This is a genomic window from Sphaerimonospora sp. CA-214678, from assembly GCF_050942215.1.
GTDB lineage: Bacteria > Actinomycetota > Actinomycetes > Streptosporangiales > Streptosporangiaceae > Sphaerimonospora.
Window position 1 is genome coordinate 287,477 of the sequence record NZ_CP192056.1, and the last position, 16,039, is coordinate 303,515.

General features: G+C 69.7%; 13 protein-coding genes and 1 tRNA gene. 10 read left to right on the forward strand and 4 right to left on the reverse strand.

What is annotated here, in order from left to right; genetic code table 11:
• The first annotated feature begins 467 nt into the window (after window positions 1-467).
• Both ACQP1K_RS01295 and ACQP1K_RS01300 read left to right on the forward strand, forming a co-directional pair.
• Window positions 468-1,943, forward strand: a complete 1,476-nt coding sequence (locus ACQP1K_RS01295; RefSeq protein WP_433499026.1) for a hemolysin family protein — start codon at window positions 468-470, stop codon at window positions 1,941-1,943.
• Window positions 1,940-2,947 (forward strand): CNNM domain-containing protein, encoded by a 1,008-nt coding sequence (locus ACQP1K_RS01300; protein WP_433499027.1) that lies wholly within the window; start codon window positions 1,940-1,942, stop codon window positions 2,945-2,947. Before ACQP1K_RS01295 ends, ACQP1K_RS01300 begins: the two co-directional genes overlap by 4 nt.
• Here ACQP1K_RS01300 and ACQP1K_RS01305 read toward each other — a convergent pair.
• On the reverse strand, window positions 2,913-4,139 hold the full coding sequence (locus ACQP1K_RS01305; protein ID WP_433499028.1) for an MFS transporter: 1,227 nt from the start codon (window positions 4,137-4,139) through the stop codon (window positions 2,913-2,915). The two genes, ACQP1K_RS01300 and ACQP1K_RS01305, sit on opposite strands and share 35 nt — an antisense overlap.
• Window positions 4,140-4,638: 499 nt before the next feature.
• Window positions 4,639-4,724 (reverse strand) — tRNA-Leu (locus ACQP1K_RS01310).
• A 178-nt stretch (window positions 4,725-4,902) separates the two neighbouring features.
• Here ACQP1K_RS01310 and ACQP1K_RS01315 point away from each other — a divergent pair.
• The 7 genes from ACQP1K_RS01315 (at window position 4,903) to pknB (ending at window position 13,721) form a co-directional block, all read left to right on the forward strand.
• The gene (locus ACQP1K_RS01315) at window positions 4,903-5,643 is read left to right on the forward strand and encodes an FhaA domain-containing protein (RefSeq protein WP_055480910.1); all 741 of its coding nucleotides are present in this window, start codon (window positions 4,903-4,905) and stop codon (window positions 5,641-5,643) included.
• Between the two features lie 17 nt (window positions 5,644-5,660).
• Window positions 5,661-6,131, forward strand: a complete 471-nt coding sequence (locus tag ACQP1K_RS01320) for an FHA domain-containing protein FhaB/FipA (protein WP_433499029.1) — start codon at window positions 5,661-5,663, stop codon at window positions 6,129-6,131.
• Window positions 6,128-7,504: a PP2C family protein-serine/threonine phosphatase gene (locus ACQP1K_RS01325; RefSeq protein WP_433499030.1), complete on the forward strand. Its 1,377-nt coding sequence runs from the start codon at window positions 6,128-6,130 to the stop codon at window positions 7,502-7,504. The genes ACQP1K_RS01320 and ACQP1K_RS01325 overlap by 4 nt, the downstream gene beginning before the upstream one ends.
• 26 nt (window positions 7,505-7,530) lie before the next feature.
• The gene (locus ACQP1K_RS01330; protein ID WP_433501457.1) at window positions 7,531-8,874 is read left to right on the forward strand and encodes an FtsW/RodA/SpoVE family cell cycle protein; all 1,344 of its coding nucleotides are present in this window, start codon (window positions 7,531-7,533) and stop codon (window positions 8,872-8,874) included.
• Entirely contained in the window at window positions 8,871-10,328 is a 1,458-nt protein-coding gene (locus ACQP1K_RS01335; protein ID WP_433499031.1) for a peptidoglycan D,D-transpeptidase FtsI family protein, read from the forward strand. Before ACQP1K_RS01330 ends, ACQP1K_RS01335 begins: the two co-directional genes overlap by 4 nt.
• Entirely contained in the window at window positions 10,325-11,761 is a 1,437-nt protein-coding gene (locus ACQP1K_RS01340) for a protein kinase domain-containing protein (protein ID WP_433499032.1), read from the forward strand. The genes ACQP1K_RS01335 and ACQP1K_RS01340 overlap by 4 nt, the downstream gene beginning before the upstream one ends.
• Before the next feature lie 64 nt (window positions 11,762-11,825).
• On the forward strand, window positions 11,826-13,721 hold the full coding sequence (pknB, locus tag ACQP1K_RS01345) for a Stk1 family PASTA domain-containing Ser/Thr kinase (protein ID WP_433499033.1): 1,896 nt from the start codon (window positions 11,826-11,828) through the stop codon (window positions 13,719-13,721).
• A gap of 245 nt (window positions 13,722-13,966) precedes the next feature.
• On the opposite strand, the gene ACQP1K_RS01350 is transcribed toward pknB, so the two are convergent.
• The gene (locus ACQP1K_RS01350) at window positions 13,967-14,545 is read right to left on the reverse strand and encodes an anthranilate synthase component II (protein ID WP_433499034.1); all 579 of its coding nucleotides are present in this window, start codon (window positions 14,543-14,545) and stop codon (window positions 13,967-13,969) included.
• 173 nt (window positions 14,546-14,718) lie between these two features.
• Between ACQP1K_RS01350 and ACQP1K_RS01355 the strand changes: the two genes are divergently transcribed.
• On the forward strand, window positions 14,719-14,964 hold the full coding sequence (locus ACQP1K_RS01355; RefSeq protein ID WP_433499035.1) for a cell division protein CrgA: 246 nt from the start codon (window positions 14,719-14,721) through the stop codon (window positions 14,962-14,964).
• 65 nt (window positions 14,965-15,029) lie between these two features.
• Here the strand turns inward: ACQP1K_RS01355 and ACQP1K_RS01360 are convergent, their stop codons facing one another.
• On the reverse strand, window positions 15,030-15,911 hold the full coding sequence (locus ACQP1K_RS01360; protein ID WP_433499036.1) for a rhomboid family intramembrane serine protease: 882 nt from the start codon (window positions 15,909-15,911) through the stop codon (window positions 15,030-15,032).
• Between the last annotated feature and the right edge of the window lie 128 nt (window positions 15,912-16,039).

Genomic DNA, 16,039 nt, shown 5'->3' on the forward strand with positions numbered 1-16,039 from the left:
GCGAAGTACGTGCGTCGTCGTCAGCGGCCGGTAAAACCGCAGCGGTCTTGACGTTCGGCCACGGGCACGAATGAATATGGACAGATTGGACAGTCCGCTCTCCTCGAACAGGCTCTGCGATTCGCCCCCGGGCACGGGCCGCGGCAGCGCCGATCGGTCCGTGCGCATCGCCGAGGCCGATCCCGATCCCGATCCCGGTCGGGATCTCGGTTGTGACTCGCCCCCTCCCTGCTTCGACGCCGGCTTCCCGGCGGTGCCGGGCCGCGAACGGCGGGACGACCGGTTTCCCGAGCTGAGGGGTGGTCGTTGATCGGAAAGTCGTGACCGGCGGCGGGAAACCAACCGGGGGCGCCGAGCCGTTACCTTTATGTACCACCACACGAAAGGAATGACGTGTCCGCTCCGGACTCCTGGAGTACCGGCCCGTGCCTCGGCACGGGATCACGACTCCACTCGGCGGGTGCTCGATGAGTGCCGCCGCCGGCCTGTTGGCCGTACTTCTTCTGACCGTCGCCACCGGATTCTTCGTCGCGCAGGAGTTCGCCTTCGTCGCGGCGGACCGTGCGGCACTGCGCGAGCAGACCGCGGCCGGTGACGCAGCGGCCCGGCGCGCTCTCGACGTCACCGGCCGTCTGTCGTTCATGCTCTCCGGCGCCCAGCTCGGCATCACCGTCACCACGCTGCTGGTGGGCTTCATCGCCGAGCCGGCCATCGCCGACCTGCTGCGCGACCCGCTGGAGCGCATGGATGTGCCCGCTGCCGCCGTGCCCGGCATCGCCGTGGCCCTGGGCGTCGTGATCGCCACGGTGGTCCAGATGATCCTCGGCGAGCTGGCCCCGAAGAACCTGGGCATCGCCCGCCCGGAATCCGTCGCCCGCTTCCTGTCCGGTCCGACGCTCGTCTACCTCAAGGTCGCCGGGCCGTTGATCCGCCTGTTCGACTCCGCGGCGATCCGGCTGGTCCGGCTGGCGGGCATCGAACCCGTCGAGGAGCTCGAACACGGCGCCACCCCGGAGGAGCTGTCCCGCATCGTGGCGGAGTCCGCCGCGGCGGGCGAGCTGCCGCCCAGGCTCGCCGACCTGCTGGAGCGCGCGCTGGAGTTCGGCGACCGCACCGCGGAGGACGTGATGGTCCCGCGTCCGCGCGTGGTGTCGCTGCGCGCCGGGCAGCCGGTCGGGGCGTTCCTCGACGCCCTGCGCACTCACGGTCACTCCCGTTACCCCGTGCTCGGGGTGGACACCGGCGAGGTCGTCGGCATCACCGGCATTCCCGAGTATCTGCACGCCGGCTCGCCTCGCGAGGGGCTGATCGGCGGCATCACCCGTGCTCCCGTGCTCGTCCCGGCCATGCTGCCGCTGCCCGAGTTGCTGAAGCGGATGGCCGAGTCGGGTGAGACGTTCGCCTGCGTCATCGACGAGTACGGCGGACTGGCGGGCGTGGTCACGATCGAGGACCTCGCCGAGGAACTGGTCGGCGAGCTGGTGGACGAGAACGACCCCGAGCCACTCGGCGTCGTCGCACGCGACGACGGGAGCTGGGAGGTGCCGGGCACCCTCCGCCTCGACGAGGTCGAGCGGGCCACCGGCGTACGCCTGCCGGAGAGCGACGACTACGAGACGGTCGCCGGGCTGGTGCTCGCCGTGCTCGGACGCATGGCCGAGCCCGGCGACGAGGTGGGCGCCGAGGTGCTGCCGGAGGCCGACCCGTTCGCCGAAGACGAGACCGGTGCGCGACGGGCCGTGCTCACGGTCCTGGGCGTGCGCCGCCGGGTCCCCGAGTGGGTACGGCTGACGCTGCGCGACGGCGGCCGCGGCGAGTCCGGCGAGCCCGGAGAGGCCGGGGAGGCGGAGGAGTTCCGTACGGGCGACGAGTCCGGGAGGCGGGATTTCTCCCGGAAACGGTATGCCTCCCGTAGGACCGCGCTGCGGGAGAGTACGGCATGAGCGGCAATCTGGGCGCCATCCTGCTCGGGGTGTTCCTGTTGATCGCCAACGGGCTCTTCGTCGCGGCGGAGTTCGCCCTCGTCTCGACCAAGCGGCACCGGCTGGAGGAGCTCGCCCTCTCCGGGGGGCGGCTGGCCCGCGCCGCCGCACGCGCGGCGGCGCGCGGCAGCCGTGAGCTGTCGCTGATGCTCGCGGGCGCCCAGCTCGGCATCACGCTGTGCTCGCTGGGGCTCGGCATGGTCGCGGAGCCCGCCCTCGAGCATCTGCTCGAGCCGGTGCTCGTACTGCTGCCCGAGTCGCTGCGCACCCCCACGGCGTTCGTCGCCGCGCTCGCACTCGTGACGTTCCTGCACATGGTCGTCGGCGAGATGGCGCCGAAGTCGCTCGCGCTGACCCATCCCGAGCGGGCTGCGATGGGGCTGGCCCTGCCGTTCCGCGGGTTCACGTGGGTCGTCCGGCCCCTCCTCGCCGTGCTGAACGGCCTGACCAACGAGACGCTGCGGCTGTTCGGCGTGCGGCCACGCGACGAGCTCGCCACCACACGCACCCCGCACCAGCTCGCCCTCCTGGTGGCCGAATCCGGCCGGATGGGCATGCTGGACCGGGACGAGCACGACCTGCTCACCCGTGCGCTGCGGGTCCAGTCGCAGCCGGTCGAACGGCTCATGCTGCCGCTCGACCAGGTCCCCTCGGTGCCCGCGGGGGCCGACGACCGGACGGTCCGGGAGATCGCGATCCGCGGCGGCACGCGCCGCATGCTGGTGGTCTCCGGCGAGGACGTGCTCGGCGTGCTGCACGTACGGGACGTGCTGATCCGGCCGGACCGCCGCCCGGAGGAGATGGCGACCTCGGTGCCCCGCGTGGTGGAGGGCACCACGGTCCCCGACGCGGTGACCGTGCTCCAGGAGGCGCACGCGCAGCTGGGTCTGGTCACCGACGCGTCGGGCCGGGTCGTCGGGGCGATCGATCTCACGACCCTGCTCGGGGAGCTCCTGGCCGTGTGAGCGTCTCTCCGGCGTCGACGGCGGACCCGCGGTCGGCCGGAGTGGCGGCTGATGCGGCGAGGGCGATCACGCCGGCCAGGGCGAAAGCCGTACCGAACCCGGCGTGGGTGATGAGCGCGCCGAGCGCGGGCGGCGTGCCGGCCGCGACGAGGTTCTGGACGGTGTTCTGCACGCCCATCGCCCGCCCGGCCCACGACGAGCCGGCGAGCTCGGAGACGGCCGTGAAGGCCAGCCCGTTGCCGCTCATCGAGATCACCAGCGCGGCGATCAACAGTGCCGGGGCCACCACGCCGCCCAACCGTGTGGCCTGGGCGTGTACGGCCGCGGCCAGGCAGGTCATGGCCGCGGCGTTGATCAGCGCGAGCTGTCGCATGGGCCGGACCCGGCTGCCCACCCGGTCGGACCATCGACCGCACAGCAGCCGTCCGCCGGCCCCGGCGAACTGGGCGGCCGTGATCAGGCCGCTCGCGGTGGCGACCGGCCAGTTCCGCTCGGAGACCAGGTAGGTCAGCGCGAAGGCCGCCGTGGCGAACTGCGGGACGACGAGCAGCATGCTCGCGGCGTGCACCCGCCACAGCGCCGGATTTCCGTACGGCGACGCCTTTCCCGGTCTCCCGCCGGGCGTGCCGGCGGACCGGGGGACCGCGGCGGGGCGGGGCGGATCGACGATCAGGAAGCCCGCGCAGAGGGTCATGACGAGACAGATCGCGGCCATCGCGAGCAGCGCGCTCCGCACGCCTCCGATGTGGACGGCGAGCGGGCTGACCACCCCGGCGACGGCGACGCCGAGCGGCTGGGAGCACTGCCGCCATCCCATCGCGACCCCGCGCCGCTCCTTCGGGAACCAGCCGAGTACGACCCGGCCGCTCGCCACGTTCGTCGCGGCGCCCGCAGCGCCGGCCACGCCGAGCAGCGCCGCCAGCGCGCCGGGGCCGGTCGAGAACGCCGCGGGCACGAGCAGCACCGTGGCCAGGCCGAGGCCCACGGTCATCACGAGGCGTTCGCCGTACCTGTCGGCGATCCACCCCCACGCGATGAGCGTGAACAGCATGCCGGCGGAGGGCGCTCCGACGACGACGCCGGCCTGGGCGAGGGACAGGCCCTGCTCCGACTGGAAGGTGGGCAGCAGGAACGGCAGGCCGTACATGAAGACGCAGGCGGAGCCCTGGCCGGCCACACCGAGGGCGAGCATCAGCCATGGATTCGGTCGTGTATCGAAAATCACGCCCCGCCGTGTGCGGCCGGACTTCGTGGCGGACTCCCCGACTCGATCCATACCCGCACCATATGCCTATCTCTCATATCAAGACAGATCATCCCGTATATCGAGACAGCACCACCACCACCAGGTGGTGATCTTGCGAATACTCGCAGGGGGTGGCGTTAACCAGGGGGAGCACCCCCCGTGATCTTGCAGAAACTCGCACCCATGGGCACTGACCTGGTCAGATCCACTCGGTGATCTTGCAGTGGAGTTTCAATTGCAAGATCACAATCGGTATTTCCGCAGCTCGGCTACCTGAACCGCGCATTTCTGCAAGATCACGGAAGGTGAGAGGGCAGGTGGGAGGCCATCTCTGCGAGAAACTGCAAGATCACGCGCAGTCAAGGGGGCAGCCGGGTTCTGGGGAGAAAAAGAGAAAGCCCCGCGGGGGGAAGTCCTGCTTCCGATCCCGTACGAGGCTACCTTCTGGTGGGCAAGGGGGGAGTTGAACCCCCACGTCCTCTCGGACACACGGACCTGAACCGTGCGCGTCTGCCATTCCGCCACTTGCCCGTCGCGGTCGCTCCCCAGTCGCTGGGTTGCGTGGAAAGGTTAGCACGTAACCGCCCGTGCTACCGAACCCGGATACGATCCTTCCTAAGGGACGTCGGCGACGGGCAGCATTTGTCAGAACATGACTTAGGCGGCACCGGAGCGGTCGCGACCAACAGTGAGTGGAGGGAGGTATCCGGTGGGAGTCCTTCAGCGCTTCGAGCGAAGGCTCGAAGGGTTGGTTGAAGGGGCCTTTGCGCGCGCGTTCAAGTCTGATCTCCAGCCGGTCGAGGTGGCCAGCGCCGTACAGAGGGAGATGGACGAGCGGGCCGCGATCGTCGCTCAGGGTCGCACGCTCGTGCCTAACGACTTCGTGGTGGAGCTCTCGATCACCGACAGTGAGCGGCTGGAGGTGTACGCCGACAGCCTGAGTCACGAGTTGGCGAACCTTGCCCGGGAGTACGCGAAGGAGCAGGGATACTCGTTCGTGGGACCGGTCCGAGTGCGGTTCGAGACCGCCGACGATCTCGCGGTCGGACTGTTCCGGATCCGGTCGGGCGTCATCCGGGGGGCGACGGTCGAGCAGGACGAGATCCGCCAGCCGGTGAGCGACCTGCCCGCGAGCCGGCCGAGCGCGTTCGTGGGGCGCCCTCGCCTGCTGGTCTCCACCCAGGATGATCCGCAGGGGCAGCGGTCCTATGAGCTGACCACGCCGGTGACTCTGCTCGGGCGCGGTACCGATTGCGATCTTCGGCTCGTGGATCCGGGCGTGTCACGGCATCATGCGGAGTTAAGGGTGGAGGGGCAGCAGGTTGTGCTCGTCGACCTGGGGTCCACGAACGGTACCTTCGTCAACGGCCAGCCGATCCGCAGGATCGAAATGCAGGACGGGACGAGGGTGACACTGGGTCGAACGACTCTGGTGTTCCGGCGAGATTAGAGGTAGACAAGCGGTCCATGTCCGAGCTAACGCTGCTGCTGATCCGGCTCGCCTTCCTGGCGTTGCTGTGGTTCTTCGTGATTGCCGCGGTCGGCGTCATCCGGACAGACCTGTTCGGCCCGCGTACGGCTCCCGCGTCCGCACGGAAGCCGGCCAAGCAGGCCAGAGCCATACCGAAGCCCAAACAGAAGAAGGGCGAACCCCGTCAACTGATCGTCACCGGTGGTCCCCTGCAAGGGACCATCATCAACCTTACGGAGATGCCCATCACCATAGGCCGGGCGAACGACGCCACGCTGGTCCTCAGCGACGACTACGCCTCCAGCCGGCACGCCCGGTTGTTTCCCCAAGACGGCCAGTGGATCCTTGAAGATCTCGGATCGACCAACGGCACGTACCTTGAACGCTCTAAAGTGACCCGCCCGACCCCGGTGCCCCTCGGAGTTCCGATCCGCATCGGCAAAACCGTCATCGAATTGCGCAAATGACAATCGCACTCCGCTACGCCGCTCGCTCGGACGTCGGTCTCCTCCGTGAGGGGAACGAGGACTCGGCGTATGCCAGCGGCCGCCTGCTCGCCGTCGCCGACGGCATGGGCGGGCATGCCCACGGCGAGGTGGCCAGCTCGGTCGCCATCGCCGCAATATCGTCCCTGGACCGCGGCGCGGATCACGGGGACGCCTTCGGCGGTGACCTGCTCGGCGACATCGAGGCGGCGGTCCGGGACGCCAACCATCAGCTACATGCGATGGTGGCCCGGGACCCGACCCTCAAGGGCATGGGCACCACCCTCACCGCGATGCTCTGGCAGGGTTCCCGTTTCGCGCTCGTCCACGTGGGGGACTCCCGCGCGTACATGCTGCGTGGCGACGAACTCTTCCAGATCACGCACGACCACACACTCGTCCAGTCCCTGGTGGACGACGGCCGCATCACCCAGGAGGAGGCGGCCAACCACCCGCAACGCTCGATTCTGCTCCGGGCGCTCGACGGGAGCGGCGAGGTCGACCCCGACCTGCAGGACCGGGAGGCCCAGGTGGGCGACCGGTACCTGCTCTGCTCCGATGGCCTGTCCACGGTCGTGAGCGCCGAGACCCTGCACCACACCCTCACGACGGTCGAAGACCCCGAAGACGTCGTGCGGCAGCTCATCGACCTCGCCAACCGGGGCGGCGGACCGGACAACATCACCTGCGTGGTCGCGGATGTGATCGACGTGGGCGACGCGCCGCCGCCTGCCGCCGCCGCCGCGATCGTGGGCGCGGCGGGTTCCGGCCGGGGGTTCGGGCCGGCCTCGATGGAAAGCGAACCCACCCCGGGGGCGCTGTCCGCCACCGCGCCGCAGCCCGTGATCACGGACGAGGACATCGACGAAGAACCCGTGCGGGGGAGCAGATCCTCCGCACGGCGGTCCAGGGGAAGCGGCTCGGGGAAGCGCCGGTCCTGGCTGCGGCCGGCCACGGCGGTCGTGGTCGCCGCCGCCGTGGTGGGCGGCGGCGGCTACTTCGGTTACCAGTGGACCCAGAATCAGTACTACGTCGGCGCCAGCGGAGACGAGCTGGTGGTCTTCCAGGGCGTCGACGTGGAACTCGGATCGGTCTCGTTCAAGAAGGTCGCCTACACCGAGCGGCACGCCCGCGTCTCCGCCCTCGCCCCCGTGCTCCAGGACCAGGTGCGCAGCGGCATCCCCGTGGACGACCTCAAGGCGGGCATCGCCCGGATAAAGAGCTTCGGCTCCTCTGACGGCGCCAAGCAGAACGCCGGGGAGCAGGACACCCTCGGACAGGACGACACCCCCGGACGTAACACCGCCGACCAGGACGTCGCGACGACCCCGACCTCCGCGAGGTCCGGTCCGTGAGTGCTGTCGAAGCCACGCCCGTACCGATGACCGCGAAACGGCGCGGCGCCCAGCTCGGGATGCTCGCCTTCGCCGTGCTCATCGTGATGGGCGCCTACGCGAGCGTCGGCCTCGGAATCGACGGCGAGATCCCGTCGGGCATGCTCACGTACGGCCTCGGCCTCGGCGGGCTGATGCTCGCCGCCTACCTGGTGCTCGCGAAGTTCGCTCCGTGGGCCGACCCCCTTCTGCTTCCCCTCGTGACGCTGGTCAACGGCCTCGGACTGGTCATGATCTACCGGATCGAGCAGACCGGCCAGGACGGCGCGAACGCCACCAACCAGCTCATGTGGACGGCGCTCGGCGTCGTGATGTTCGCCGCGACCGTGATCGTGCTGAAGGACCACCGTGTCCTGCAGCGCTTCACGTACACCGCGGGCTTCGTCGGCCTCGTGCTGCTCGTGCTGCCGGTGCTGCCGCTCCTCGGCACCGAGATCAACGGCTCCCGCATCTGGATCCACATCGGCGGCTTCTCCATCCAGCCGGGTGAGTTCGCCAAGCTCGCCCTCGTGGTCTTCTTCGCCGGCTACCTCGTCGCCAAGCGAGACGTGCTGGCCCTGGCCGGGCGCCGGCTGCTGTTCATCGATCTCCCGCGCGCCCGCGACCTCGGCCCCGTGCTCATCACCTGGGCGGTGAGCATCGTCGTCCTCATCCTGGAGAAGGACCTCGGGACGTCGCTGCTGCTGTTCGGCACGTTCATCGCGATGCTCTACATCGCGACCCAGCGCACCTCGTGGGTGTTCATCGGGGTCCTGCTCTTCGTCGGCGGCGCGATCCTGGCCGGGCAGGTCTTCAGCCACGTCCAGGTCCGCTTCCGCGGCTGGCTGGACGCCGAGTCGAACGACCTGTACTTCGACGGGGTCAGCTACCAGCTCATGGAGGGCCTGTTCGCCATGGGCTCCGGTGGCGTCCTCGGCACCGGGCTCGGCATGGGGCACCCGCGCCGGATCCCGTTCTCCTTCTCGGACTTCATCTTCGCGGCCACGGGGGAGGAGCTGGGCCTCACCGGCCTGATGGCCCTGCTCATGGTGTACGCGCTGATCGTCGAGCGAGGGCTGCGTACGGCCCTGGCCTCCCGTGACCCGTTCTCCAAGCTGCTGGCGGGCGGGCTGTCGTTCATCCTGGCCTGGCAGCTGTTCATCATCGTCGGCGGCGTGACGCGGCTGATCCCGCTGACCGGTCTGGTGACGCCGTTCATGTCGGCCGGCGGGTCGGCGCTGCTGGCCAACTGGATACTGATCGCGTTGCTGGTACGGATGTCCGACGCGGCCAGACGCCCCCCGCCACAGGCGATCCAGGACGAGGGACTCACCCAGGTGATGCAGCGATGAACGGCCCGCTCAAGCGGATCGCGGCGGCCTGCCTGCTCATGTTCGGCCTGCTCATGGCCAACGTGACCTATCTGGGTGCGGTGAAGGCCGAGGGGCTGCGCAAGGATCCGCGCAACGTGCGGGCCTTCTACGCCCGCTACAGCGTCGACCGCGGATGGATCACCGCGAACGACGGGAAGGTCACGCTGGCCAAGACCGTCGACACCGGGGACAGCACGTTCCGCTTCGCCCGTGAATATCCGGAGGGCAAGCCGTTCGCGCACGTCGTCGGGTTCTTCGCGCCGGAGAGCTCGTCCGGCATCGAGGGCGCCGAGGGCCGCTACCTCGACGGCAGCCACCCGGACATGGTCGTACGCCGCGCCGTCGACCTGATCAGCGGAAAACCGGCCAAGGGCGCCAGTGTCGACCTGACCCTCAACGCCGAGGCGCAGAAGATCGCCTACAAGGACCTGGCGAACACCGGCAAGCGGGGTGCCGTCGTGGCGCTGAACCCGAAGACCGGGGCGATCCTCACCATGGTCTCCGTGCCGTCGTACGACCCGAACCCACTCGCCCTGGCGGACAAGTCGAAGGTCAACGAGGCCTACCGGAAGCTGGACAAGGACAAGGACAAGCCGCTGCTCAACCGGGCCATCGATCTGACCTACGCGCCCGGCTCCACCTTCAAGGCCGTCACGGCCGCCGCCTACCTGGAGGACGACGGCTCGCGGGATGAGAACACGATGCTCGACGCGCCGGACGCGCTGCCGCTGCCGGGGACCAATCTCCAGCTGCGCAACTACCACGGTGAGTCCTGTGGTGGCCGTGCGACGCTGCTCGCGGCGCTGACGATCTCGTGCAACACGCCCTTCGCCCAGATGGGCATGGATCTCGGCTACGACAAGATGAAGGAGCAGGCCGAGCGGTTCGGCATCGGCAAGCCCCTGGAGATCCCGCTGGTGGTGCAGCCGAGCGACATCGGCCCCGAGGAGGACAAGGCCGCGCTGGCCATGACCTCGATCGGCCAGCGCAGCAACCAGATGACGCCGCTGCAGATGGCCATGGTGGCCGCGGGCATCGCCAACGGGGGCACGGTCATGAAGCCGTACCTGGTGAACAAGATCCTCGGGCCGGACGGCAGCGAGATCGACGTCACCCGGCCCAAGGAGCTGAGCGAGGCGGTCAGCCCCGAGGTCGCCGCCGAGCTGACCAAGATGATGATCAACGTGGTCCAGAGCGGCACAGGAAACAGGGCCCAGGTTCCCGGCGTCACCATCGCGGGCAAGACGGGCACGGCGGAGACGGAGAAGAACAAGCCCTCGCACGCCTGGTTCATCGCGTTCGACGCGGACGACGACCCGCAGGTCGCCGTGGCGGTCTTCATCGAGGCCGGCAGCGCGGGGAACGACGCCACCGGCGGTGTGATCGCCGCACCCATCGCGCGTGACGTCATGCAGGCGGTGCTCGGCCGGTGACCTCAGCGGACTCGATGCTCAACGGACGTTACCGCCTTACCTCTCCGATCGCCGCCGGTGGGATGGGAGAGGTCTGGCGGGCGGTCGACGAGCTGCTGGGCCGTGAGGTCGCGGTGAAGCTGCTGCGCAGCCATGTCGCGGCCGATCCGTCGTTCCGTGAGAGGTTCCGCGCCGAGGCGCGGATCACGGCGGGGCTGGCCGACCCCGGCATCGCCCAGGTCTTCGACTACGGGGAGTCGAACGGCGACGCCTACCTCGTCATGGAACTGGTGATAGGTGAGCCGCTGTCGGCGATCCTGACCCGGCACGGGGCGCTCGACCCGCAGGTCGCGCTCGACGTGGTCGAGCAGACCGCCAGGGGGCTTTACGCCGCGCACCGGGCCGGGGTCATCCACCGCGACATCAAGCCGGGCAACCTGCTCGTCACCGAGGCCGGGCAGGTGAAGATCACCGACTTCGGCATCGCCCGCGCCCTGGAGGCGGCGCCGCTGACCCGGACCGGGATCGTGCTCGGCACGGCGCAGTACATCAGCCCCGAGCAGGCGTCGGGCGGCTCGCTCACGCCGGCCTCCGACATCTACTCGCTGGGCGTCGTCGCCTATGAGTGCCTGGCGGGCCGCCCCCCGTTCGCGGCCGAGACCCAGGTCGCGCTCGCGATCAAGCACATCAACGAGCCGCCGCCGCCGCTTCCCGCGGCCGTGCCGCATCCGGTGCGCGCGCTCGTCCTCGACATGCTGGCCAAGCAGCCCGGCCTGCGGCCCGCCAGCGGTCCGGACCTGATGAACCGCGTCGCGGCCCTGCGTGAGGTGCCGGCGGGTACGGCCACCGCCCTGCACACGCTGACCGACCCGGACGGCTTCCCGAGGCGGGACGCCCGTACGGCTGCGGCTCAGACACCGGTCATACCGGGCAGACCGGCCGAGATGAGGCCCACGGCCCCGCATACGGCGTCCATGGCCGATCGTCCGCGTCCGGCGGCGGGGCGAGCGGTGCGGGACGGGGCCGGACGCCGGCGCCGGGTGATGGTGATCGGGGCCGCGGCGGGCTGTGTGGCGGCGGTGGCCGTCGGCGGAGTGCTGGCGCTCAGCACCTCCCGGCCCGAGACGCCGACGGTCCCGGTGGCGACGCCGAGCCGGTCCCCGGTCGAGCCGTCGCCCTCGTTCTCGCCCTCGGCACGGGCGACCATTCCGGCCACCCGGCCGACGACACCGAAGACGACCCATCCGGTTACTCCGGTGGCGTCGGCCGAGCCGAGCGCCGTTCCGTCAGCTACCGTAAGCACGTCGGCACCACCCACCCAGCAGCCCTCGCCGGCTCCGTCTTCGTCCCCTACCCCTTCTCCGACGCCCACCCCGACCCCCGCGCCCAGTGAAACTCCGGCCCCCTCGGTCAGCCCGACCGAAACGGGACCCCCGGATGAGGTGGGCTCGTGAGAATAAGGGCCGATGATGGACACCGGCGGCACCCCAAGATGAACGGCAAGGGACAGTGCAGGAAATGACTCAGCCACGACTGCTCGGCGGACGCTACGAACTCGACGGCGTCGTCGGACGTGGCGGTATGGCCGAGGTGTATCGAGCCCGGGACATCCGGCTGGACCGAATTGTCGCGATTAAGACGCTTCGCTCGGACCTCGCCCGAGATCACACCTTTCAGGCACGTTTCCGCCGAGAGGCCCAGTCGGCGGCCTCACTGAACCATCCCTCGATCATCGCGGTCTACGACACCGGCGAGGACATGATGGACGGTACGCCGGTGCCGTACATCGTGATGGAGTTCGTGGACGGGCGGACCCTGCGCGACCTGCTGCGGTCGGACCGGCGGCTGCTGCCGGAGCGGGCGACGGAGTTGACCGACGGCATCCTGCGTGCACTCGACTACAGCCATCGCGGCGGCATCGTCCACCGGGACATCAAGCCCGCCAACATCATGCTCACCGTGAACGGCGAGGTCAAAGTCATGGACTTCGGCATCGCCCGGGCCATGGCCGACTCCGCTGCGACGATGACGCAGACCGCCCAGGTGATCGGTACGGCGCAGTACCTGTCGCCCGAGCAGGCGCGTGGCGAGCGCGTCGACGCGCGCAGCGACATCTACTCGACCGGCTGTGTGCTGTACGAGCTGCTGACCGGCCAGCCGCCGTTCACCGGCGACTCTCCCGTGGCGATCGCCTACCAGCACGTCCGGGAGGATCCGATCCCGCCGTCGCGGATCGACCCCGAGATTCCCATGTGGGCCGACGCGATCGTGCTGAAGGCCATGGCCAAGGACCCGCTCCAGCGCTACCAGAGCGCGGCCGAGATGCGGGCGGACATCCAGCGGGCGATGTCCGGCATGCCGGTGGATCCGCAGACGATGGCCATGGCCAACAACTTCAACTCCTACGGCGGAGCGCCCGACCGCACGCAGATGATGACCTCGGCCGGCGGCCCGCCGGCCCAGGGCACCCGGGCCATCCCCGCCTACGAGTACGGCGAGGAGGAGCGGGGCGGCGGCCGCTACGACGGGCGGCGGCGCGGCGGGAGGAAGAGCAACACGGCGCTGAAGACCGCCGCGTGGATCCTGATCCCGCTGCTCGTCATCGGCGGATTCATCGGCGCGGGCTACGCCCTGCTCAGCTCGGGTGGTTCCTCCGCCGCCAACAAGGTCAAGGTGCCGGAGGTCACCAACCTGACGAAGGAGGCGGCGGAGAAGGCGATCAAGGCCGCGGACCTCCAGGTCGCGTACGGCGAGCCCGAGTTCAGCGGCGACGTGCCCAAGAACTCGGTGGTCAGCACCGATCCGCCCGCCGGCGACGAGGTCGAGCCGAAGAGCACGGTCACCGTCGTCCTGTCCAAGGGTGAGGAGACCGTCACCATCCCGGACGGACTCGTCGGTCTGTCACCCGACGAGGCCAGGGCGCAACTGGAGAACATGGGCCTCAAGGTCAGCATCGTGTCGAAGGTCGCCCCGGGCAAGCCGGAGGACAAGGTCTACGACATCAACCCCAAGGCGGGCAAGGAGGTCCCCAAGGGCTCCGCCGTCCGCCTCTACGTGCCCAAGGCGATGCAGGAGGTCCCGAGCGTGCTCGGCCTGACCGCCGAGGACGCGAAGAGTCAGCTCGAAGGGGCCGGGTTCAAGGTCAAGACCGTGGAGCGGGCGAGCAACGAGGTGGCGAAGGGCAACGTGGTCGACCAGAGCCCGACGCCGGGGAGCAAGGTCCAGCCGGGAACCACGATCACCCTGACCGTCTCGACCGGACCCGAGCAGCAGCAGATGCCGGACGAGCAGCCGAGCGACTGGTTCCCGACGGACGACCCGGGCACCGGCGGCGATCCGGGCGGCGACATGGGCGACCCCGGCGACGACGGCGGCATCGAGCTCCCGGACGGCGACAACCCGTTCGGCAACTGACCGGGCCCGCAGTGGCGATAAGAGCAGTGCGATAAGACGACTGTCACGGGAGCCGTGACCGGAAGCGACATGACGCCGCCGGTCACGGCTCTCGCCGTACGACGGCTCCTTCTCCGACATGCGGATCACGGCCGCGGCGACGCCGGGACGGGGCGGCGGCCCCTTCCGCGCGCGAAGAGGGCCTCCGCCACTCGGGGGCAATGGCGGAGGCCCTCATTCGGTTGTCGTCCTGGGGGCGCCGGACGTTACACGATCTGGGCGAGCCAGTTGCCGAGAAGACGGTGGCCGTGTTCGGACACGACGGATTCGGGGTGGAACTGGATCCCCTCGATGGGCGCCGTACGGTGCCGCAGGCCCATGATCACGCCGTCCGGCGTGGTGGCGCTGACCTCGAGGACGTCCGGTACGGTGCCGGGGACGACGGCGAGCGAGTGATACCGGGTCATGGTGACCGGTGACGGGATGGACCGGAAGACGCCCCGGCCGTCATGGGTGATCGGGCTGGTCCGGCCGTGCATGAGCTCGGGGGCCCGGGCGACCGTGGCGCCGTAGGCGACCGCGATCGCCTGGTGGCCCAGGCAGACGCCGAGCAGCGGCAGCCCGCGTCCGGCGCAGTGCCGTACGAGCGAGAGGCTCACCCCAGACGCCTCGGGAGTGCCGGGACCTGGGGAGACGAGGACGCCGCCGAATCCGGTCGCGTCGTCGACCGTGACGTGATCGCGGGACCGGACGTCGCAGTCGGCGCCCAGCTCCCGCAGATACTGCACGATCGTGTGGACGAAACTGTCGTGGTTGTCCACAACGAGCACACGAACCGCTGCCATATCCCACCGCGACAGAAGATGGATTATGGCCTACAGGCTACGCGAATCGGAAACAAGGGATCGCCGCCGCACGGCTGTGCCGACTATCCTTGCTCGGGACTTCATCGCAAGAGCGACTACGCTGTTACCCAGAGCCCGCACGTCCGCGCGGGTGCCGACCAGGAGATAGTCCCGTGCCCAAGTCGAAGACTCGGAAGAAAGCCGTCTACACTCCGCCGCAGAAGGCGCAGACGGTCCAGGTGAGCCCCCGCTGGCTCGCCCCCCTCATGGTCACCTGCTGGATCGTGGGCGTCATGTGGATCGCGGTCTACTACATCGCACCCGATCTGCCGGGCATCGTGACGCTGCAGAACTGGAACCTGCTGGTCGGGTTCGGCCTCATCATCGTCGGCGTGGTGCTGTCCACCAAGTGGCGCTGATCTCGCCCGGCACCGGATGAAAACTTTCCACAGGCTTTATCCACAGCCTGTGGGCAGGGCTGATTTCAGCCGGTGACGGACAGGACCGCGTACGGTGGCAGCGAGGCGACGATAAAGATCAGGACGAACAGTACGGCGGCCGCCGATCCGAACTGGACGGCGGTCCGGTTCCGTGCCGGCGCGTAGGCGAAAGCCGCGGCGAGCAACGTGCCGATGACCAGGCCGCCGAGGTGGCCCTGCCAGCTGATGCCGGGCACGACGAAGGTGATCACGACGTTGATGCCGATCAGCCACAGGACGCCGCGCGCGTCGTAACCGAGCCTGCGTGCCACGACGAACAGCGCGCCGAACAGGCCGTAGATCGCGCCGGAGGCCCCGACCGCCGCTATGCCGAACAGGTAGACGGCGACCGAGCCGCCCAGGGCGGACAGCAGGTAGAGCATGCCGAAGCGCACCGAGCCCAGCCGCCGCTCCAGCTCCGGGCCGATCACGAAGAGTGCCCACATGTTGAACAGGATGTGCCAGAACGACGGCGGCGGCGCGTGCAGGAACGCGCTCGTGATCAAGCGCCACCACTGACCGTAGTAGACGCCGGGCGACCACATCTGGAAGCGCGCGAGAACCTCGTCCCGGGCGAGGATCTCGGCGCCGTAGGCCAGCACGTTGACGGTGAGCAGCGCCCAGGTCACCCGGGGCGTGACGACGGCGGCGCCGCCGAAGACCGCCCGCGTGCGCCGTACATCGCGATTGCCCTCACGGACGCACTCGACGCACTGATGGCCGACCGCCGCCTCGCGCATGCAGTCGGGACAGATCGGCCGCTCGCAGCGCTGGCAGCGGACGTAGGTCTCGCGGTCGGGGTGCCGATAGCAGGTCGGTACGGCCTCGGCCCCGGGGGACGGAACGTTCGGCGGTGGGGGCGGCGGGCTCGGCGGCGGGGCGCTCATCTGGTCCTTCCGGGAGTAGACGCGGGTCCACTGCCCGCCAGCCTATAGCGACGCCCCGGCCGCCCGGCTCGTTCTCGGGCGCGGGACGAGGTCCGTACGCCGCGCCGCCGGAACGGGACACGGGCGGG